This window comes from Helicobacter mehlei (genome assembly GCF_003660265.1).
Classification (GTDB): domain Bacteria; phylum Campylobacterota; class Campylobacteria; order Campylobacterales; family Helicobacteraceae; genus Helicobacter; species Helicobacter mehlei.
In genome coordinates, this window is sequence record NZ_QXQP01000001.1 from 120503 (window position 1) to 139747 (window position 19245).

A 19245-nucleotide genomic window follows, 5' to 3' on the forward strand; every position below is an offset into this window, starting at 1 on the left:
CCATGCGCGCGATTCTCTTGTGGCTCTTGTGCCTTGTCCCTCTTGGTTTATTTGCTAAAACCCATCAGGAGAAACCTATGCAACATACGATTTATTTAGCGGGGGGGTGTTTTTGGGGGCTGGAAGCCTATATGGAACGCATTTATGGGGTCAAAGATTCTCTAGTGGGCTATGCCAATGGCAAGAGCGATCAGACCAGTTACCATGAACTACACAACACCGATCATGCCGAAACCGTCAAAGTTACCTTTGATCCCGCTCAAATTAGTTTGGATAGACTCTTACTTTATTATTTTCGAGTCATTGATCCGACCAGCATTGATAGACAAGGCAATGATCGCGGTAGGCAGTACCGCACCGGGATTTACTACACCGATCCCAAAGATCGCCCCATCATCGCCCAAGCCCTAGAGCAACTACAAAAACACTACCAACAAAAAATCCAAATTGAGCTAGAACCCTTGAAAAACTTTGTGGTGGCTGAGGAATACCATCAGGATTATTTGAAAAAGAATCCGGGAGGTTATTGCCATATTGATTTGAAAAAAGCTAATGAGCCCTTGATCGATCCCAATGACTACCACAAACCCAGCGATGGTGAGCTCAAAGCCAAGCTTAGTGTCCTGCAATACCAAGTTACCCAAGAAAGCCATACAGAACGCCCCTTTGATAATGAATATGACAAACTCTTTAAACCGGGCATTTATGTGGATATCACCACAGGCGAACCGCTCTTTTTAAGCACCGATAAATTTGATAGCGGTTGTGGGTGGCCTGCCTTTAGTAAGCCCATTGCTAAGGATGTGGTTAATTACCACGATGATACGAGCTTAAATCGCTTGCGAACTGAAGTGCGTAGCCGTGTAGGCAAAGCGCATTTAGGGCATGTTTTTGAAGATGGTCCCAAAGAGTTAGGCGGTTTGCGCTATTGCATCAATAGTGCTGCCTTGAAATTTGTACCCTTAGAGGACATGGAAAAAGAGGGTTATGGCTATTTGATCCCCACTCTCAAGGCTGCCATGCTCAAGCGTGAGGTGCGTCAAAAATAATGCTAGATTATGCCAGCCACGCGCGCCACACCCTAGAGCTACAAGCCAATGCGCTTTTAAAGGCTATGGGGGCACTGAGTAACCCCATTCTAGAGCCCATAATCCACGCCCTAGCCGGTGCACCTTTGGTCGTGGTGATGGGGGTTGGCAAGAGTGCGCATGTGGGGCACAAGATTGCGGCTACGATGACTAGCACGGGCACAAAGGCGATCTTTTTGCACCCCACAGAGGCAATGCATGGAGATATGGGGATTGTGGGGAGTCAAGATGTCATCTTGGCCATTAGCTATGGGGGCGAGAGTGTGGAATTGCTCGATGCCTTGCGGGTAATTCCCTACAAAACTTTGATTGCCATGAGTAAAGATTCGCAAAGTTCTTTGGGCAAACTGGCCACCTATCATTTAAAGCTAGAAATTGAGCAAGAAGCCTTCCACCTTGTGCCGACCACTTCTAGCACTTTAAGTTTAGCTCTGGGTGATGTGTTGGCGGTGTGCTTGATGGCCCATAAGAACTTCCAAAAAGAAGATTTCGCACTCACCCACCCGGGGGGGTTACTGGGCAAACAATTACGCTTGCAAGTTAAGGATGTTTATCGTACCCAAAACCTGCCCTTAGTGGGCGTAGATTGTTCTTTGCACCAAGCCTTGTTGTGCGCTAATGATAAGGGCTTGGGCAATGCCCTGCTCTTGGATCGAGAGCAAAGGTTGGTGGGCGTGCTCAGCGATGGGGATATCCGCCGCGCTCTGCTCCAGCCCGCAAGTTTTGATCTCAATGCCCCGGCCAAAAATTTTGCCACCCTAGAGCCTAAGTGTATCGATAACCCCCACATGCCCTTAATCCAAGCTCTAGAGTTCATCGAAACCCACCAAATCTCGCTATTAATCGTACTAGACACCCAACAAAGGGTGCTAGGTGTGTTGCACCTACACACACTTTTAGCCCTAGGGCTTAGCAAACCCACTTAAAGAGGAAACATGTTTGAAAAATTGGAACTTATCATTAAAAATATTGAAAATTCCAAAGAAGAGATTGAAGTGCTCTTAAAGATCGCCAATATCAGCTTGGGTGATTTTATTTTGATGAAACGGGGGAGCTTAGACATCCCCGACACGCTCAACATGGCCTTTTACACCCAAATTGGCGAGCATGTGGAGGAGTTAAAGGAGCACATTAACGCGCTCAACAAATACAAACGCGAAATGCTGGTATTTTAGGGGATTGCCATGTGTGGGATTGTTGGTTATATTGGCAAGCAAGAAAAAAGAGCCCTTTTGATTGCAGGACTCAAAGAGTTGGAGTATCGGGGCTATGATAGTGCCGGGTTAGCCACTTTGGAGAAAAAATGTCCGGTGCTAGAGATTTATAAGACCGATGGGAAAATCAATGCGCTGGAGAATCTGACTCAGGATTTCACTTCAAAGGGAGAGGGTGTTGGAATCGCCCACACGCGTTGGGCAACCCATGGTAAACCTAGTGCCACCAACGCCCACCCACATGTTTATGCAGGTAGTGCGATTGTGCATAATGGGATTATTGAAAATTACGCCACCCTCAAAGAAAAATTGCAAAAAAAGGGGCATGTTTTTAGTAGTCAAACCGATAGTGAGATCATCGCCCATTTATTTGAAGCCCAATTGCAAGCCCAGAACCTGCAAAGTGCACCCACCAAAGAACAGGCTTTACAAGCCTTCCAAAAAACTATCGCCCAGCTAGAGGGGGCATATGCGATTTTGCTCATCAACACCCATTTTCCCACTTGTATTTTTTATGCCAAAGAGCGATCGCCCTTGCTCATAGCTCTTGCCAAACAAGGTATCTTTTTTGCCAGCGCGCCCAGTGCCCTAAGCCAAGCTAGCCAGATGGTGCGCCTAGAGGATGGGTCTATAGGCGTGCTGGATTTGCACACGCCCTTTAAGCTGGAGGATTTAGGTACGCCTTCTGCCGTGATCCAAGATAGCACACAGAGCGATTTAGAGGGCTTCCAGACACTTATGCAAAAAGAGATTTATGAGCAATATAAAGTGCTCACATTGCTAGGACGAATCAAAGCCCAACGGGTGCATTTAGAACTCCCCAAAGGGTTTTTAGAGAATCTATCGTGTTTGAGTGTAGTTGCATGCGGATCGAGCTACCATGCGGGTTTGGTGGGCAAATACTTGATTGAAGACCTAGCCCAGCTTAAAGTGCAGGTTGAATTAGCCAGTGAATACCGCTATGCCCACTTTGCCACCCAAGCCAAAGAACTTCTGATCGCCATTTCTCAAAGTGGGGAGAGTGCGGATACCCTAGAGGCTTTAAAGTTGGCTAAAAGTTTGGGCCTAAACACGCTTGCCATTTGTAACACGCAAAATTCCACCATGAGTGCTTTAGCGCATGCCACCCTTTTAACCCATGCGGGTTTGGAACGCAGTGTAGCCTCCACAAAAGCCGTTGTGAGTCAAATTTTAACGCTGTGGCTCTTGGCCCTAGAGTTAGGGCACAAGCGATTGTCCAAGCAAGCCTTGCAAGAGCAAATCCAAGCTCTGCATGCGAGCATGCAAGCAATCCAAGATGCCCTAGAATTGCACCCCCAAATCCAAATTTTAAGCGCGCAGATTTTAAAGCAAAACCCCAAGGGGTATTTTTTCATGGGTAGGGGGGTGTTTTACCCCCTAGCCCTAGAAGGCGCGCTCAAGCTCAAGGAATTAGCCTATGTGCATGCGCAAGGTTATGCCAGTGCAGAGATGAAACATGGACCCATTGCCCTAGCCGATTGCAGTTTATTGAGCATCGCCCTTTTGCCCCAAAATCTCCTCTTCTCCAAGAATCTAAGCAATGTTGAGGAGTTACGCGCCCGCGACGGACTCATCTTTGCCATTAGCCCCACGCCTATTGATAACGCCACCTTCCAAATCCAAACCAAGCCCTACCCACACTACATGCCTGAATTTTTTAGCATGCTCGTGGTCTTGCAACTCTTTGCGCTAGAGATGGCGCAACTCAAGGGATTAGATGTGGATAAACCCCGCAATCTAGCCAAAAGCGTTACGGTGGAATGAGTTTGAAATCCTCTTTATACGGACTCCCTTTAGAGGAGCTCAAAAGTTATTGTGCCCAACACAATTTCAAGCCCTTTGTGGCTAAACAAATCTTTAGTTGGCTTTACCAACGCTATGTCTCTAGTTTTGAGGCGATGCACAATCTCCCCAAGGGCTTTAGACAACAAGCCATGCAAGATTTTGATCTAGGCACGCTAGAGGCAGTTGCTCATGAGTGCAGTGCCGATCAAAGCCAAAAATACTTGTTTAAAACCCCCGATGATCACACCTTTGAGAGTGTCTTTATGGTGATGAAAGACAAACAATTTGGTGGTCATGGGCAATTAATCGCCCAAGAAAAGCTGACCTTTTGTTTGAGTTGCCAAATTGGTTGCAAGGTGGGCTGTGTGTTTTGCGCAACCGCTAAGGGGGGCTTTGTGCGTAATTTATCAGCCGCTGAGATCGTGCAACAAGTGGTGTATCTCAAACGCGATCACAATTTAGAACCCACGAAGGGGATTAATTTAGTCTTTATGGGCATGGGCGAACCCTTGCATAATTTTGAACAAGTCGTGCGCGCCATCCAGATTTTAAGTGATCCAGCAGGACTAAATATTGCCCCTAGACGCATCACCATCTCCACAAGCGGGGTTACACCGCTCATTGATGCGTTGGGCGCGCTCAATTTGGGCGTGCAATTGGCGATCTCTTTGCATGCGGTCAATGATATTTTACGCTCCAAATTAATGCCTATTAATAAAACCTATAACATCCAAGCCTTGATTGATGCCATCAGGCGTTTTCCTTTAGACACCCGCAAACGCATCATGTTTGAATATCTCGTTTTAAAAGATCTTAACGATGGCTTAGAGCATGCTAGGGCGTTGTTAAAATTGCTCAATGGACTAAGAGCTAAGGTCAATCTCATCCCCTATAACCCCATGCCAAATAGCCCCTTTGAGCGTCCCGATCCAGAAAAAGTGCAAGCTTTTGCGGACTTTTTGAATCAAAAGGGTTTGCTTTGCACAATCCGCATCTCTAAGGGGCTAGACATCAGTGCGGCTTGCGGGCAACTGCGTGAAAAACGGCTTAAGGAGCATGGATAAAATATTGGCAACGATAAAAGCGTTCGCCCAGTTTCGGATCGGTTAAAAGTGCATGCAAGCCATCGCGTTTCAAGGGCTTGGCATTGCCCAGTTGCTTATAAAGTAATTTTTCTCTGCGTGTATTGATATGGGGGGCTAGGCGTTTGAAAAAGGGGCTTTTTAGCAAGGCTTGTTTTTCTGGGTAGGTGTTGCAAGCACTCACTAGATCTTGCAAGAGGATTAAAACCCGCGCTTTTTTTTGGTTGATGGTAGCATAATGTTTGTTGAGCACGCTAAAGTAGTGGTTTTGCAAGCGGATACAGCGTTTTTGCTCGTCTGTTTTGATTTTAAGCTGGGCTCCTAGTTCATTGAAAAGATCGTTTTTGGCACAGTCGTTTAACTTCGCATGGAAAGTCTCGGGTGTGTTTGCCTTGTCTTTGCGTTTTTGCTCGCTATCTTTAACCTCTTGGAGTAAGTCGCTTCTTTGGATTTCAACCCCATTCACCGCCGTGCCCCTAATGTCTTGGGAAGACAAGCCCACATCTTGTTCGATAGGGTGTCCTGAAGGATCTTCAAACATCGGTGGCTCTAAGCGAGTGTAGTAAAGCACTTCTTGGGATTGGCGATCGCCATTGATGGGATCATCCCCAAATTGGTCTAACTGGTTTTGGTTATCTTGGGAAAGGGAGGAAAAAAACATGGGCAAAAACATCCCCATGCACCCCAAAAACCCCAAAAGAACAAGGCTTAAAAATGCCACATACACCAAACGCATGCCTACCCCAAAAGTTGCTCTAAGTATTTTACCACTAAATCCGCGCTTTGCTTAGCTTTGATTTTTTGGGTGATCACGCGCAAGATCGATCGCTCCTCTAGCATGGTTTGTAGCCGATCGGGACTTTGCCAGAGTTTTAAGAGTTCTAGGGCTTTGCCCACGTAATCCTTAGGGCTAAAGGCGATCACGCTCTGGGCTTCTTGGTGGTAATAGCGTTGGTAATCCTCTAGACTGATGGCATGGGCAACGCAAAGTTCTTGAATGGCGGGCATGTGGGTGCGCACAAAGGCATTAAAATTTTCTTGGCGTGCTTGGGGCGTGCTCTCTGAGAGGGTTAAGACCAGTTTATTTTTAGCACTAAACTCCGCCTTGCTCTCGCCTTGTTGCATGGGGAAAGTATCTAAGAACAAATCGATCACATGCCCATACAAATGTGCATCTACATAGCCCACAAATTTAAAGCGTTCCAACAAAGAGGGCGGGAGGCTGTGTTTTTGGATGAGTTGCTCTAATTTTTCTTGGATGGCTTGGTTAGGACCAATCCCGCATGCCAAATACACGCTTTGGGGCACTTGGTGCAGGATTTCTAACACACTGTGCAAAAACTCTAGGCTATCTAGTTTAGTGAGTCGCCCAATTGTACCCAAAATCAGCGCATCGGGATTAGACACATAAAACGAACGGGTTTTTTTAATGAGGTGTTGGCTATAGGCATCTAGAGGGGGGTTATAAAAAAAAGAGAGCATAGGGACAAAAATACCCAGATAGGGCAGATTTGACTCGCTATAAGCCCCTATGGTGGGTGCAATGTGGGTCATATAACCCTCTAGAGTATCCAAGTGATAAGCCTTGTTGCCATGGCTATAGTAAATTTGCACCGCACTGGAACGGGTGGCAAGCAAAAAATCACTGATCCCATAGCCATTATTGGGGCTAATCAAAACACACACTTGGTGGGCATGGAGCAATTCTTTTAGCCTCAAGGCTTTTTCTAGGTGGCTTTGATAGAAGGCATCGCCTGTTGGGAGGGTGATGAGCTCAATCCCGCCCTCAAAGCTAGCCCACTCGCCCAAATTTTGCAACAACGCGATCGCTTGGGGGTCATTGGGGCTTTTTTCATCATAGTCCATGCTAAAGACCTTGATTTTAAAGCGTGCGCTAAAGGCAGGGTGCTTGGTGAGCATCGCCATTAGCGAACATTCCACCTTGAAGGGTGAGTTTTCCACCAAGCGATCCCGCAAAATACCAATCACAATGGGCGTGCTACGATCCAAGCAATAAGGGTAGCTTTTGGCGTGCGAGGCTAGGTATTGCTGGAAGAGTCGGGGGTAGTGCTTGGAGGCGATCAAAGTGATATGGGTATTAAAATCCTCCCATTGCGCCTCATCACTAAAGGCATTCCCACACACATGGTAGATGAGAAATTGCAAAAATAGGGCATGATCTAGGGCATTTGCCTCCAAAAGAGCCATAAATAAAACTTTGTAAGTTCCATAGAGTCCTAACCATTCTTTAGAGGCGAAAAAATGCGGGACATTCCAAAGCAAATGTAATTGGGCGTTTAAAATGTTGCGTTGGGTCTTGTGATTGTGGGCTAAAAAGTAGGCAGGGTTTAAGAGCTTGTCAAGCACGCATTTAGGTGTGCTAAAGGGGACTTTTAATCTTGTAAAAAGATCGATTATCAAGGCATTGTAGTGGCATAAAAAGGCACTATCTTGCAAACAAAGTTGTTCGGTTAAAAAGTGCAACGCCTCTAATTTTGCCCCGCTCATCAACTTGGCAATGCAAGCCAGCTCAAAAAACATGCGTGTCTCGATTGGGTTGTTGCTAGCTTGCATGGCTTGCTGGGCGAGGCTAAAATAGCGTTCAAAGTCCATATCTAGGGCGATCATATCTGGAATCAACAAGCCCAAATACAAATATTTGATTCCCAACACCTCACCTTTTTTAAACAAGTGGAGGGCTTTAGAAGTGAAAACCTTAAAAATTTCTAGTTGTTTGTCTTGGGGGATGGGTGTATCTAGCAACGCATCTAAACTATTTTCTAAAAAAAAATGCGCCCTCGCTCAAGAGCAAATCTTGGTAAAAACGCGCAAAATCTGGCATTATGGCATACTCACTAAGGTGGTGTAAAAAATCATCTGATCGAGGGGATCGACTTGGAGCAAGGCTCTTTTATAAAGGTAGTGATCTTCTATGCTGGCGACTTTGCCGACATAAATTCCCGTGCTAAAGATGTGATCCATGCCACTGGTAAAAACGGGGTCTCCCACTTGGATGGGCGCATAGGCGGGCAAAAAGCTCACATAGGTATTAAACGACTCGCTGGTGATAAAACCATAATAGACTTTCCCGCCATTTTTAACCATCACACTATAGCTAGTCTGCGGATCACCATGCAAGAGTCCCACAAAACGCCCATCTCTTTGCACAGCAATCCCTATGGTGCGGTTAAATGCCACCATGCCCAAAATCTGATCTTTGGGATAGGAGGCTTTGACATCTAAGAGTAACTGGTGGGTATCGCCCAACTTGGCAAAGCCATAAACCCGCGTGAGTGTAAAAAGCGGAGAGGGGATCAAGGCCGACTCTAGGGGGATTGTACAAACATGTGGGTTTTTAGTGGTGTTAGAAAGGAGGGCGGACAGATTTGAGGTGTTGGGCGCATAGGTCTTTTGGAGATTTTCTAAATTGTCAATCGCCACCATTAGAGCTTTGTTTTTGCTGATGAGGTCAGCATAGGCCAATTTGAGATCGCGATAATCTTGTAGTTGTTGCTGGTAATCCTCAATCATTTGGGCTTGCTGGAAGTGCTTTTGGTAGCCCAAAACAAAATAATCTTTGGTGTTTAAAAAAAAGACTTTGATTTTATCGCTTAAATAACTGCTAGAGCCACGGATGTCTAGCAAATACAAGATAGTGAAGAAAACGCCTAAAACTAAAATGCCCCGCTTACCAACCAAACTTGATCCTACAAATCCCCTAGACTGCTCAATAAATCTAAATCTTCAATGGCTTTACTTGTGCCCCTAGCCACCGCTAAAAGTGGTTCTTCGCCCACAAAAACGGGCAACTTGACAATATTGCTCAAATATTTATCTAGCCCACGAATCAAAGCCCCCCCACCTGTGAGCACAACCCCATTTTCCACAATATCCCCAGCCAAGTCGGGCTTAACCTCTTCTAAAACAGATTTTAAGGCGTTGCTGATCTCTTTAATCTGTTCCTTGATCGCCTCTCTAACATCTTCGCTATTGAGCTCAATGGTGTTTAAAATCCCGCTCACTTGATCGCGTCCGCTGACTTCCATTTTTAAAGGGGGATCTAGTTCAATGGCGGACCCAATGGCGATTTTAATTTCCTCGCCCGTGCGCTCCCCGATCTGCAAGTTGTAGGTTTTGCGGACATAATCTACAATGCTAGCATCTAACTTATTACCCGCCACACGGATACTCTTACTCACCACCAACCCCCCAAGACTAATCACCCCAATTTCTGTTGTGCCCCCGCCAATGTCCACAATCAAGCTCCCTTGTGGGTCTTTAACCGGCAAGCCCGCCCCAATGGCTGCAGCCATGGGCTCCTCAATCAAAAACACCTCTCTAGCTCCCGCACTCATTGCACTCTCTTTAACCGCCTTGCGCTCCACGCTGGTTAGCCCATAGGGCACGCATACCATGATTCGGGGGCGGATCAAGGATTTGCGTTTGTGGGCTTTTTCAATAAAATAACGAATCATTTTCTCGGTGATGTCAAAATCAGCAATCACCCCATCTTTCATGGGGCGAATGGCTTGCACGCCAGCAGGCGTTTTGCCAATCATCTCCTTAGCCTCGCTCCCCACCGCTAACACCTCTTCCATGCGGTCGTATTTGTTGAGTTTGACGGCGACAATGGAAGGCTCGTTGATGATGATACCCTGTCCCTTGACAGATACCACGGTATTAGCCGTGCCTAAGTCAATCGCTACATCGTGAGAAAAGACACCGATTATTTTATCTAGGATCATGAAACTCTTTCTTTTGGATTTTAAGAGGGCATCAACAAGGGCTTATTTTTTTTGATCAACAAGGGCTTTTCCTGCTTGAGCACGCACTCTTTAGTGATGATAACCTGATAGTCCTTGAGACTGGGCAGATCAAATCTAACATCTAAAGTGAGATCCTCCATGATGGCTCTTAAGCCTCTAGCCCCGACTTTGCGTTTGATGGCTAAATTGGCAATCTCTTCTACAGCATCTTCTTCAAACACCAATTCCACATCGTCCATTTTAAACAGCTCTTGGTATTGTTTGATGAGGGCGTTTTTGGGTTTTTGCAAAATATCGATCATCGCCTCTTTGGAAATGGGTTTGAGTGCGGAGATCACGGGCAAACGCCCAATTAGCTCGGGGATCAAACCATAGGAGATCAAGTCTTCTGGTTCTACAAGGTGCAAAATATCCTCAAGTTGTTCTTTGGTCTTTTTTTCGCTCCCAAAGCCTAAGACATTGCTATGCACGCGTCTTTTAATGATGTCAATGATCCCATCAAATGCCCCGCCACAGATGAATAAAATATTGGTCGTATCAATTTGCACAAAATTTTCATTAGGGTGTTTGCGCCCGCCTCTAGGGCTCACATTCACCACCGCCCCCTCAATGATCTTTAAAAGAGCTTGTTGCACGCCTTCCCCAGACACATCGCGCGTGATGGAGCGATTCTCTGAGAGTCGGGCGATCTTGTCAATCTCATCAATAAAGACGATCCCGCGTTGGGCGCGCTCTACATCCCCATCGCTAGCCTGTAACAAGCGCGTAAGGATATTCTCCACATCCTCGCCCACATAACCTGCCTCAGTTAGGCTAGTCGCATCGCTAATGGCAATGGGCACATTTAAAAAGCGCGCTAGGGTTTGTGCCATCAAGGTTTTACCACTCCCCGTGGGTCCTACTAAGAGGATATTAGATTTGGAAATCTCCACCTCTAGGGCGGTGCTTTCCGTGTGCTTTTCTTGGTAATTGAGCCGTTTGTAGTGATCATAGACGGCAACGCTTAAAACCCTCTTAGCCTCCTCTTGCCCGATCACATAGTTATCTAGTGCTTCTTTGAGCGTGCTAGGGGAGGGGATCAAAGCCATGGAGGGGGTTTTGCTTGGGGGGAGCATGCCCCCAATGTGATCGAATTTGCGCGTGTGCAGAGTGGGCAATTCTGCGTGGAGTTCCTTATAAAGATATTCTACACAATATTCACAAATGTGGGTGTCTTTGCCAGATTTGCGCGAAGAAAAAACCAAGCGACGGTGGTGGTGCAAGGTGCTTTCGGGCTTATTGCAAAAACTACAATAACGGGTATTCATGTTGCCTCCTCATCTTGGAAGTATCCCTCTTTAATGGCAATGCCCCGATTGCTTTGCAAAACAAAATTACAAATCTCTTGGGCATGTGGGTTATCTGGGTATTGCTCTAAAATTTTAAGCGCATTGTTGCGGATCGAAGTATCTTTGAGATCAAAGAGTTTTTTATAAAGGACGCTGATAAAGTCAATCTCGCTTCTTTCTAAGAGTTTGCGCATGCGGTATCTGTTTAGCCCTCTAATGAACGCTCGGTTGCCCTCAGCATTGCAATAAGGGGGGACATCTCTACCCAAAGCACTCGCCCCAGCGACCATGCACCCTTTAGCGATCCTTGTGAATTGGTGGATTGCAGTCAATCCGCCAATATTGACATGATCGCCAATCTCAATATGCCCGGCTAAGGTTACCCCATTAGCCAAGATGCAATGATCCCCGATTTTGCAATCATGGGCAACATGCACATAAGCCATCAGTAAATTATGGTTGCCAATAATGGTTTGATTCCCCCCACCCTTAGTGCCCGGGTTAATCATGCAATACTCACGGATCAAATTATGCTCCCCAATAATGAGCTTAGAGGATTCGCCCTCGTATTTTAAATCTTGGGGGATTGTGCCTAAAGTGGCGTAAGGAAAAATAGTGGTGTGTGCTTTGATCGTGGTGATCCCTAGCAAAGTAACATTGTTGTAAAGTTCCACTCCCTCCTCTAGCACCACATCGGGTCCAATGACACAAAAATGCCCGATCTTAGCCGTGCTATGGATTTGCGCGCGCGGATCCACAATGGCACTAGGAGCGATATTCATGCCTTTTCCTCCTTGCGATCCACAATCATTGCTTTAAGTTCAGCTTCAGCGACAACTTTGTCCCCCACTTTGGACACGCCCGCTACCTGCCAAATCATGCCCTTGTGTTTTTGGACTGTCAAATGATAATGTAATTGATCCCCCGGGATCACCGGATTTCTAAACTTAACCCGATCAATAGTCATGAAATAGACGATTTTGGTACTAGCTACACCCGGATCAAATCCAAAGAGGCTAATAAAAGCCAGTAACCCTCCTGCTTGCGCCATGCCCTCCACAATCAGCACACCCGGATAAATGGGTTTGCCCGGGAAATGCCCCACGAACACCTCTTCGTTATAGGTGATATTCTTATATGCATGCACATCTTTAAAAGTCTCCAAGTGCACCACCCGATCCACCAACAAAAACGGGTAGCGGTGTGGGAGAATTTGACTGATCGCATGGATGTCAAAATCAAAGACAGAACCCTCTTGCATCTCCAACCCTTTTTTATTTTTCAGCACCACTTCAAATGTAAATAGCCCCCGATCCTAACATACCTAAGTTTAAAACCCAATGAGACTAACGCGCACGCATTTGGGGGTATTTGAACTCTACACGCCCCAAGCCTAAAATATGCCCACGCATGGCATCGTGTAAGTGGTTAATAAAAAAAGGAGGTTTTAGATCCAAATGCGCCACATCGAGGGCATAGACTTGAATTAAATAATGGTGATCGCGATCGGGGGGCATGGGTCCAATATAGTCGCTATTGTCTAGGTTGGAAGCCTGCTTTTGCTCTGGACTTAAAGAGGAGCGCCAATAGCCCTCTGTGAGCGAATTGATCCCTTGTAAAATGTTTTTGTCCTCTTTGGAAGCATTTTCAGGCAACTCAGTGCTCATAATGTTGCCCACCACCCAATGGATGAAGGGTTTGCCCATCACCGCGCTGGCATCATAATCCACGATCTCTAGGGCATAGCTCTTAGCTCCGGGCACTTTCTCCCAGCTAATTTTAGGGGATCGCTTGGGTAAGCCACGATCTAAAAACGCTACCTCTGCATTCCCCCCAAACTTAAGGTCCAAAAACCCCCGATCATCTGTTTTGATAAAAACTTTAAAAACCTGCATGTGTTCTCCTTGACTAAATTGGACTGAGCCTAACATTAAAATCCCAATAAAGAGTAGCCACCCCGCCCTAACTCGCGTTTTCAACACTAGGCTAATTGCTCTTTAAGCACTTGGGCGACATCAAAACCCGCATTCAGTCCGATCCCAATACTCGCCCCCGATTTATAAACGATGTCCCCTACGATGTACAGATGCTCGATATTGCTTTGGTGTTTATCATCCACAATGGGCAAGTTGGACGCATTTAAGGATACTTGGCATTTTCTCAAAAACTCCAAAGGCGTAGAACCCCCAATGGCAAATAAAATCCGATCATAGACTCCATGCGATCCGTCATTAAAATTCACTTGGATACGCCCCTCCAAAGCCTCTAGACCTTCAATATCCACGCCCAATTTTTGTTTGAGATTATGCGCAAAAGCCTCTTCTAGAGCACTTAAATTTTCCGCATTCACACGGCTAAAAGTCTTTTGCCTGTAATTTAAAGTGGTGTGGTTAGTGTTGGCTAGAGCAATGGCGTATTCCACGGCTGAATTGCCCCCACCCACCACCAACAATTCCTCCCGCTCCTTGCAATCATTGATCGTATAAACCACTTGGCGCATCACCCCCACTGGAATGGGATAAGAGGGGCGATTGGGTTGCCCCATTTTACCAATGGCGATCACCACAGCGCGCGCCTGCAAGATTTCATTGCTGCCCGTTACGACCTCAAAGAGATCGCCTTTTTTTTGCACGCTTTCAATGCCGCATTTGTAACGCACCTCTGTTTGGTGCTCCTCTAATGCCTTTTCAAAAACCGCTAAAGCCCCCTCTTTGTCCGTATCCACAAAGGGGATATGCCCCCTAATATCCACAACTTGCTTGCGGTAATCTTTATCCACCCTCTTATGCGCTTTGTAGTATTTGCGCAACATGCCACAACATTGTTCCTCTTTTTCGCACAACAAAACTTTATGGATTCCATTCAACTGGCACTCTACAGCGGTGGCAATCCCGCTAGGTCCTGCCCCCACGACCAACACATCGTAAATTGTAGTCATATTACCCTTTCTTTTTCTTCAATTCCTCTTCTTGTTTGGCAAGGTTAAGATCATCTGGACCATCGTACAAAAGCGACTCTAACATTTTTTTCTCATCGCTAAATTGCTTGCCCTTCAAACCCCACAAGAAAATGAGCAAGCCCACCAACCCCAAGATCAAGGACACAAAGAGCATTAAAAAAAGAGTATTGGTATGCACTAGCTCTCCAAACTTTTGAGCGCAACTTGGCACAACTCTTGGGCTAGGGCTTGGATTTCTTGTGCCCCCCATTCTGCTTGATCTTTTTTGCTAATACTCAAAGACGCATGGTCTTTTTTGCCCCCACCCTTTGTCGTGTAGCCCAAACTCTGCACATGCGTTTTTAAAACCTCTAGCAAAGCTAGCATGTCATGAGCCCCCACGCTTTTAAGCACCACATCTAGCGCATGTTTTTGGGCGTTATGGTGCTTAAAAATCGCCACCAGGGGCTCTTGATTTTTTTTATACTGATCCACAAAGGCAAAGAAAGTGTTCAAATCTTGTTTTTGTGCCAACAACACTGCTAGTTGGAGCTTTTTATGGGCAATGGGATAGAGCTTGAGGGCTTCTAGGCAAGCATTCGCCCCTTTGGATTTTGTCCCTTGCTGTTCTTTTTGCTCCAAGGCTTTTAGCAGATCGGGGTTTTTAAGCCTTTGGCGCGCTTCTTTGAGCACGGCACGCTCCTTAGCCACAAAGTCATAATAAGCCTTCCCACATACCGCCTCCAAACGGCGCACTCCAGCACTCACGCTCGCACTTTTGATTACCGCAAAGCCCCCAATATGCGCACTATTACTCACATGCACCCCCCCGCATGCCTCCAAGCTCCCGGCGATCTCCACCACACGCACCTGTTCTAAATACTTATCCTCAAAGAGCATCACCGCCCCACTGCTCTTAGCACACTCAGCCCCCATACTCTCTATAGCGGTGCTTGCCCCCGCACAGATTTTATCATTCACAAAAGCTTCAATTTGGGCAATCTCGGTGTCCTCCAAGTTACGATAAAAGCTAAAATCAAAGCGCAAGCGGTGGGGCTCAATGTGGCTACCCTTCTGCTGGATTTGGGCGTTTTTATGTTCCTGTCTAGCCACAGCCCCTAAAATCTCTCTTAGGGCAAGGTGTAAAAGGTGGGTCGCGCTATGGTGTTTGGCAATCTCAGCGCGATCAAAGACTTGGGCGATCACTTCATCGCCCACCTCCAGGCTAGCCCTAGACTCAAGTTCGATTAAGCTGGCATTGATTCCCCCCACCTTTTGGGTATCCAAAACCTGAGCCAACAAAACATGGTTGGTATCCAAGATTGCCCCCCTATCCCCAATAGGCCCGCCCCCTTGCGCATAAAAAGGGGTTCTATCCAACACAACATATGCTTTGCGATCCACACCCATGTAGAGTGCCACAACCTTAGCACGCACCTCATCATAGTCATAGCCCACAAATTCATTGGGCTCAAGTGCACTTAAATCCAACGCCTTTAAACCATCTTTGGCATTTGTTTGCTTAAAACTATGCATGGAGCGTTGTTTTTGCTCTTGCATACAAGCTTGGTATTCTGCCATATCGACATGCATTTGCTTATCGCGCAACATGTCCATAGTTAAATCTAGGGGGAAGCCATAGGTGTCATAGAGTTTAAAAGCCACCGCCCCGCTAAAGCTCGACCCGCTACACTCTTGCAAGGCACTTTCAAATAAATGCATGCCCTTATTGAGCGTGGCTAAGAACAATTCTTCTTCAACACGGCATTCGGCTTGGATACTCTCTTGGTGCTCTTTGAGTAACGGATAATCAGGCATAGAATCGCACAAATCCCCTAAAATCTTATGGAAAAAGGGCGTATCCAATTCCTTGCCCTTACTAAGTTCCAACAAATACCCATGCCTGAGTGCCCGCCTCAAAATGCGTCTGAGGACATACCCCCGCCCCGTGTTTTCAAAATAAACCCCCATCGCCAGCAAAAACGCCACGCTCCTAGCGTGATCGGCTAGCACCCTAAAGGATTCCAAATGGTCGTTATAGTTGAGATCAAATACATTGGCAATGCTAGCCATCAAGGGCTTGAAGAGTGAGCTATCAAAGTTATTATGCACGCCTTCTAAAAGAGCCTGCACACGTTCCAAACCCATGCCCGTATCAATGCAAGGCTGGCTTAATGGGTTTAAGACCCCCTGTTCGGAGCGATCATATTGCATAAAAACCAAGTTCCAAATTTCTAAAAAGCGATCCCCCTCACCCCCAAAATAATCCTCGCTAGAGTGGAAATAACGATCCCCTTGATCAATATAAATCTCACTGCAATACCCACAAGGCCCCGTATCCGCCATTTGCCAAAAATTATCCTTATCGCCCATTTTTTTAATGTGATCGGGGCGGACAAATTTTTGCCAAAGTTCATAGGCTTGTGTGTCCTTTTCATGCACACTGACATAAATATCTTGTTGCTTAAAACCCAACTTTTGGACAAAAGAAAAAGCATAGGCGATGGCTTCCTCTTTGAAGTAGTCAAAGAAGGAAAAATTACCTAACATCTCAAACAAAGTATGGTGGCGGTTGGTATATCCCACATTCTCTAAGTCGTTGTGCTTGCCCCCCGCGCGCATGCACAGCTGGGCACTGGTGGCGCGCTTGGTAAAAGGCTTGGTTTTGCCCAAAAAAATATCTTTGAATTGCACCATGCCCGCATTGGTGAAGAGCAAAGAAGAATCCACAGGCACGAGGCTAGAACTTGGCACCTCCATGTGATCGAGATGCTTGAAATGATCTAAAAAAGCTCTCTTGATCTCCATTACTTCCCATATTGCTTAAAATAAGGGCGATTTTAGCCCAAAAAAACTTAGTTTCAGCATAAGGTCGTAACCTTGACCCCGTTTTGGTGCTTTTGGTAGGCCTACATTTGTTCCAAACCCAACCACGCTTTGGCTTGGGCTTTAAGCATAACCACATCTCCACTGGCAAAAAAGCGCACTTTGGGAGGGTTAGACAAGGGGCTTAGGTGGTGGTGCTCTTGCAAATGTCGCACGATGGCATTCCCGGAATGTACAAACTTACAAGCGTGCTTAAAATAGTGGGTAAAGTAGCCTTGCAAACTAGAGATGATCAAGGGAAAATGCGTGCAACCCAGCACCACCACATCGGGGGCATTTTGGAGATCTTGAAAATAATGGTGCATGCAAGCCTCCAGCAAAGGACCTTGCAAAATTCCCTCTTCAATCAAGGGGACAAAAAGCCCAGTGGCTAGGCTTTTAATAGAGGTATAGCCCTGTGTTTTGAGTTCTCTTTCATAGCGTCCTGAGCTAATGGTTGCGTTGGTGCCTAGAACTAAAATAGACGCATTTTTGGGTGTGTCCTGTGTAATAGCCAGTACCCCGGGCTCAATCACACCCACAATGGGCATGTCTGTACGCGCGCGCATAGCCGGCAGTGCCCACGCACTCACGGTGTTACACGCCACGATTAACAAATCGATTTGGTGGGGCTTGAAAAAGTCCAATGCCTCTAGGGAAAAGCGTTCAATTGTGATCTGATCCTTAGGGCCATAGGGCACGCGGGCGGTGTCGCCATAGTAGATCACCTCTGCAAATAAGCGCGCCTCCAGCACGCTTTTAAGCACGCTCAAGCCCCCAATACCGCTATCAAAAACCCCCACACGCATCAGGTGTTTTCATGCATCAGATTCAAAAACTCTTGGTTATCCTTGGTGGTTTGCATTTTAGAGTAAATAAAATTGAGGGCTTCCACATCGTCCATTTGTTGCATGACATTGCGCAACACCCAAACCTTGGTGAGTTTGTCCTTGCCCAGCAAGATATTATCTTTACGGGTGCCGGATTTAAGCACATCAAAGGCGGGGTAAATGCGCCGATCGGAGATACTGCGTGCGAGCACGATCTCGCTATTGCCTGTGCCTTTAAATTCCTCAAAGATCACCTCATCCATGCGCGATCCGGTTTCAATCAGGGCGGTAGCAATGATGGTTAAGCTCCCCCCCTCCTCAATGTTGCGTGCGGCTCCAAAAAAACGCTTGGGCTTGTGTAGCGCATTAGCATCCACGCCTCCGGTGAGCACCTTGCCACTAGAGGGCGTTACGGCATTGTAAGCACGGGCTAGGCGGGTGATAGAATCTAACAAGATCACCACATCCTTACCCATTTCTACGCGCCTTTTAGCCCGCTCTAGCACCAACTCAGCAATACGGATATGGTTAGTGGAGGGCAGATCGAAAGTGGAGCTAAAAACCTGCCCGCGCACGCTCCTTTGCATGTCGGTCACTTCCTCAGGACGTTCATCCACCAATAAAACAATCAATTCCACTTCGGGGTGGTTGGAGGTGATCCCATGGGCTAATTCTTTCATCAATTCGGTCTTGCCCGTGCGGGGTGGGGCGACAATAAGCGCGCGTTGTCCCTTGCCAATGGGGCTAAAGAGATCGAGCATGCGTCCGGTTACTTTGATAGGCTCGTATTCCAATTTGATTTGTTCGGTGGGGAAAAGCGGGGTGAGATTATCAAACAGCGGGCGGTTACGGATTTCATCTAGGGGCAAGTAATTGACCGCTTCAATTTTAAGCAGGGCGTAATATTTTTCCTGATCTTTTGGTGGCCGCACCTGCCCGGTTACCACATCGCCATTTCTAAGCGCAAAACGCTTGATTTGGGAATGACTCACATAAGTATCATTTTGGTTATCTGAAAAACTCCCATCCATCCCTCTCAAAAAGCCATAGCCTTCATTGGCGGTTTCTAAAATTCCGGTAAAAAGAATATACCCGCCCTGACTCACTTGATTTTTGAGGATTTCAAACATCAAATCTTGCCGTTTGAACTCTTGGGGGTTTTCCACCTTTAATTCATTGGCAATCTCTAGGAGTTTTTCGGTGGGCTGGGCACGCAACTCCTCGATGCGATACCCGCTCACAGGGGTGTGTGTCTTTTGCTTGTGGTGCTCTTGCGCCATTAATATCCTTAACTTACATTGGTTTTGCGTTTTGACAGACTGGCAACG

The 19245-nt window shown here is 46.6% G+C and carries 18 protein-coding genes; 5 read left to right on the plus strand and 13 right to left on the minus strand.

Features of this window, described 5'->3' with window-relative positions; translation table 11 throughout:
- Window positions 1-77 precede the first annotated feature (77 nt).
- The 5 genes from msrB to rlmN are packed head-to-tail and all read left to right on the plus strand — an operon-like array spanning window position 78 to window position 5172.
- Complete coding sequence (gene msrB / locus EAO36_RS00610) at window positions 78-1049, plus strand: peptide-methionine (R)-S-oxide reductase MsrB (RefSeq protein ID WP_120955566.1); 972 nt, start codon at window positions 78-80, stop codon at window positions 1047-1049.
- Entirely contained in the window at window positions 1049-2014 is a 966-nt protein-coding gene (locus EAO36_RS00615; RefSeq protein ID WP_120947930.1) for a KpsF/GutQ family sugar-phosphate isomerase, read from the plus strand. Before msrB ends, EAO36_RS00615 begins: the two co-directional genes overlap by 1 nt.
- A gap of 9 nt (window positions 2015-2023) precedes the next feature.
- The gene (locus EAO36_RS00620; RefSeq protein ID WP_013890678.1) at window positions 2024-2263 is read left to right on the plus strand and encodes a DUF2443 domain-containing protein; all 240 of its coding nucleotides are present in this window, start codon (window positions 2024-2026) and stop codon (window positions 2261-2263) included.
- Window positions 2264-2272: 9 nt separating this feature from the next.
- Window positions 2273-4087 carry a glutamine--fructose-6-phosphate transaminase (isomerizing) gene (glmS, locus tag EAO36_RS00625; protein WP_120947931.1) on the plus strand — a complete coding sequence of 605 codons (1815 nt, stop codon included), beginning with the start codon at window positions 2273-2275 and terminating at the stop codon, window positions 4085-4087.
- On the plus strand, window positions 4084-5172 hold the full coding sequence (gene rlmN / locus EAO36_RS00630; protein WP_120955555.1) for a dual-specificity RNA methyltransferase RlmN: 1089 nt from the start codon (window positions 4084-4086) through the stop codon (window positions 5170-5172). The genes glmS and rlmN overlap by 4 nt, the downstream gene beginning before the upstream one ends.
- On the opposite strand, the gene EAO36_RS00635 is transcribed toward rlmN, so the two are convergent.
- From EAO36_RS00635 to rho, 13 genes are all read right to left on the minus strand, one after another.
- Window positions 5156-5926, minus strand: coding sequence for a hypothetical protein (locus EAO36_RS00635; protein ID WP_120947933.1), 771 nt, complete (start codon window positions 5924-5926; stop codon window positions 5156-5158). The two genes, rlmN and EAO36_RS00635, sit on opposite strands and share 17 nt — an antisense overlap.
- A 2-nt stretch (window positions 5927-5928) precedes the next feature.
- A complete protein-coding gene (locus EAO36_RS00640) occupies window positions 5929-7953 on the minus strand; it encodes a tetratricopeptide repeat protein (protein ID WP_120955557.1) in 2025 nt (674 codons plus the stop codon).
- Window positions 7954-8031: 78 nt separating this feature from the next.
- A complete protein-coding gene (locus EAO36_RS00645; protein WP_120947936.1) occupies window positions 8032-8889 on the minus strand; it encodes a rod shape-determining protein MreC in 858 nt (285 codons plus the stop codon).
- An 8-nt stretch (window positions 8890-8897) separates the two neighbouring features.
- On the minus strand, window positions 8898-9935 hold the full coding sequence (locus tag EAO36_RS00650; protein ID WP_006016944.1) for a rod shape-determining protein: 1038 nt from the start codon (window positions 9933-9935) through the stop codon (window positions 8898-8900).
- Between the two features lie 20 nt (window positions 9936-9955).
- Window positions 9956-11263, minus strand: coding sequence for an ATP-dependent protease ATP-binding subunit ClpX (clpX, locus tag EAO36_RS00655; protein WP_120947937.1), 1308 nt, complete (start codon window positions 11261-11263; stop codon window positions 9956-9958).
- Window positions 11260-12066, minus strand: coding sequence for an acyl-ACP--UDP-N-acetylglucosamine O-acyltransferase (gene lpxA, locus EAO36_RS00660; RefSeq protein WP_120947938.1), 807 nt, complete (start codon window positions 12064-12066; stop codon window positions 11260-11262). The genes clpX and lpxA overlap by 4 nt, the downstream gene beginning before the upstream one ends.
- Window positions 12063-12545: a 3-hydroxyacyl-ACP dehydratase FabZ gene (gene fabZ, locus EAO36_RS00665; protein ID WP_120947958.1), complete on the minus strand. Its 483-nt coding sequence runs from the start codon at window positions 12543-12545 to the stop codon at window positions 12063-12065. Before fabZ ends, lpxA begins: the two co-directional genes overlap by 4 nt.
- Before the next feature lie 85 nt (window positions 12546-12630).
- Window positions 12631-13179, minus strand: coding sequence for a YbhB/YbcL family Raf kinase inhibitor-like protein (locus EAO36_RS00670; RefSeq protein ID WP_120947939.1), 549 nt, complete (start codon window positions 13177-13179; stop codon window positions 12631-12633).
- A gap of 86 nt (window positions 13180-13265) precedes the next feature.
- Window positions 13266-14222 carry an NAD(P)-binding domain-containing protein gene (locus EAO36_RS00675; protein ID WP_120947940.1) on the minus strand — a complete coding sequence of 319 codons (957 nt, stop codon included), beginning with the start codon at window positions 14220-14222 and terminating at the stop codon, window positions 13266-13268.
- Between the two features lies 1 nt (window position 14223).
- Window positions 14224-14421: a cbb3-type cytochrome oxidase assembly protein CcoS gene (ccoS, locus tag EAO36_RS00680; RefSeq protein ID WP_104758728.1), complete on the minus strand. Its 198-nt coding sequence runs from the start codon at window positions 14419-14421 to the stop codon at window positions 14224-14226.
- Window positions 14421-17030: an alanine--tRNA ligase gene (gene alaS, locus EAO36_RS00685; protein WP_120947941.1), complete on the minus strand. Its 2610-nt coding sequence runs from the start codon at window positions 17028-17030 to the stop codon at window positions 14421-14423. Before alaS ends, ccoS begins: the two co-directional genes overlap by 1 nt.
- Before the next feature lie 101 nt (window positions 17031-17131).
- Window positions 17132-17896 carry a glutamate racemase gene (gene murI, locus EAO36_RS00690; protein WP_120947942.1) on the minus strand — a complete coding sequence of 255 codons (765 nt, stop codon included), beginning with the start codon at window positions 17894-17896 and terminating at the stop codon, window positions 17132-17134.
- Window positions 17896-19197, minus strand: coding sequence for a transcription termination factor Rho (rho, locus tag EAO36_RS00695; RefSeq protein WP_120947943.1), 1302 nt, complete (start codon window positions 19195-19197; stop codon window positions 17896-17898). The genes murI and rho overlap by 1 nt, the downstream gene beginning before the upstream one ends.
- Window positions 19198-19245: the final 48 nt, after the last annotated feature.

Excerpts from the sequence above, each read along its gene's own strand:
- msrB (WP_120955566.1), top strand. The coding sequence starts at position 78 with ATGCAACATACGATTTATTTAGCGGGGGGGTGTTTTTGGGGGCTGGAA.
- EAO36_RS00615 (WP_120947930.1), top strand. The coding sequence starts at position 1,049 with ATGCTAGATTATGCCAGCCACGCGCGCCACACCCTAGAGCTACAAGCC.
- EAO36_RS00620 (WP_013890678.1), top strand. The coding sequence starts at position 2,024 with ATGTTTGAAAAATTGGAACTTATCATTAAAAATATTGAAAATTCCAAA.
- glmS (WP_120947931.1), top strand. The coding sequence starts at position 2,273 with ATGTGTGGGATTGTTGGTTATATTGGCAAGCAAGAAAAAAGAGCCCTT.
- rlmN (WP_120955555.1), top strand. The coding sequence starts at position 4,084 with ATGAGTTTGAAATCCTCTTTATACGGACTCCCTTTAGAGGAGCTCAAA.
- EAO36_RS00635 (WP_120947933.1), bottom strand. The coding sequence starts at position 5,926 with ATGCGTTTGGTGTATGTGGCATTTTTAAGCCTTGTTCTTTTGGGGTTT.
- EAO36_RS00650 (WP_006016944.1), bottom strand. The coding sequence starts at position 9,935 with ATGATCCTAGATAAAATAATCGGTGTCTTTTCTCACGATGTAGCGATT.
- clpX (WP_120947937.1), bottom strand. The coding sequence starts at position 11,263 with ATGAATACCCGTTATTGTAGTTTTTGCAATAAGCCCGAAAGCACCTTG.
- lpxA (WP_120947938.1), bottom strand. The coding sequence starts at position 12,066 with ATGAATATCGCTCCTAGTGCCATTGTGGATCCGCGCGCGCAAATCCAT.
- fabZ (WP_120947958.1), bottom strand. The coding sequence starts at position 12,545 with ATGCAAGAGGGTTCTGTCTTTGATTTTGACATCCATGCGATCAGTCAA.
- EAO36_RS00670 (WP_120947939.1), bottom strand. The coding sequence starts at position 13,179 with ATGCAGGTTTTTAAAGTTTTTATCAAAACAGATGATCGGGGGTTTTTG.
- EAO36_RS00675 (WP_120947940.1), bottom strand. The coding sequence starts at position 14,222 with ATGACTACAATTTACGATGTGTTGGTCGTGGGGGCAGGACCTAGCGGG.
- alaS (WP_120947941.1), bottom strand. The coding sequence starts at position 17,030 with ATGGAGATCAAGAGAGCTTTTTTAGATCATTTCAAGCATCTCGATCAC.
- murI (WP_120947942.1), bottom strand. The coding sequence starts at position 17,896 with ATGCGTGTGGGGGTTTTTGATAGCGGTATTGGGGGCTTGAGCGTGCTT.
- rho (WP_120947943.1), bottom strand. The coding sequence starts at position 19,197 with ATGGCGCAAGAGCACCACAAGCAAAAGACACACACCCCTGTGAGCGGG.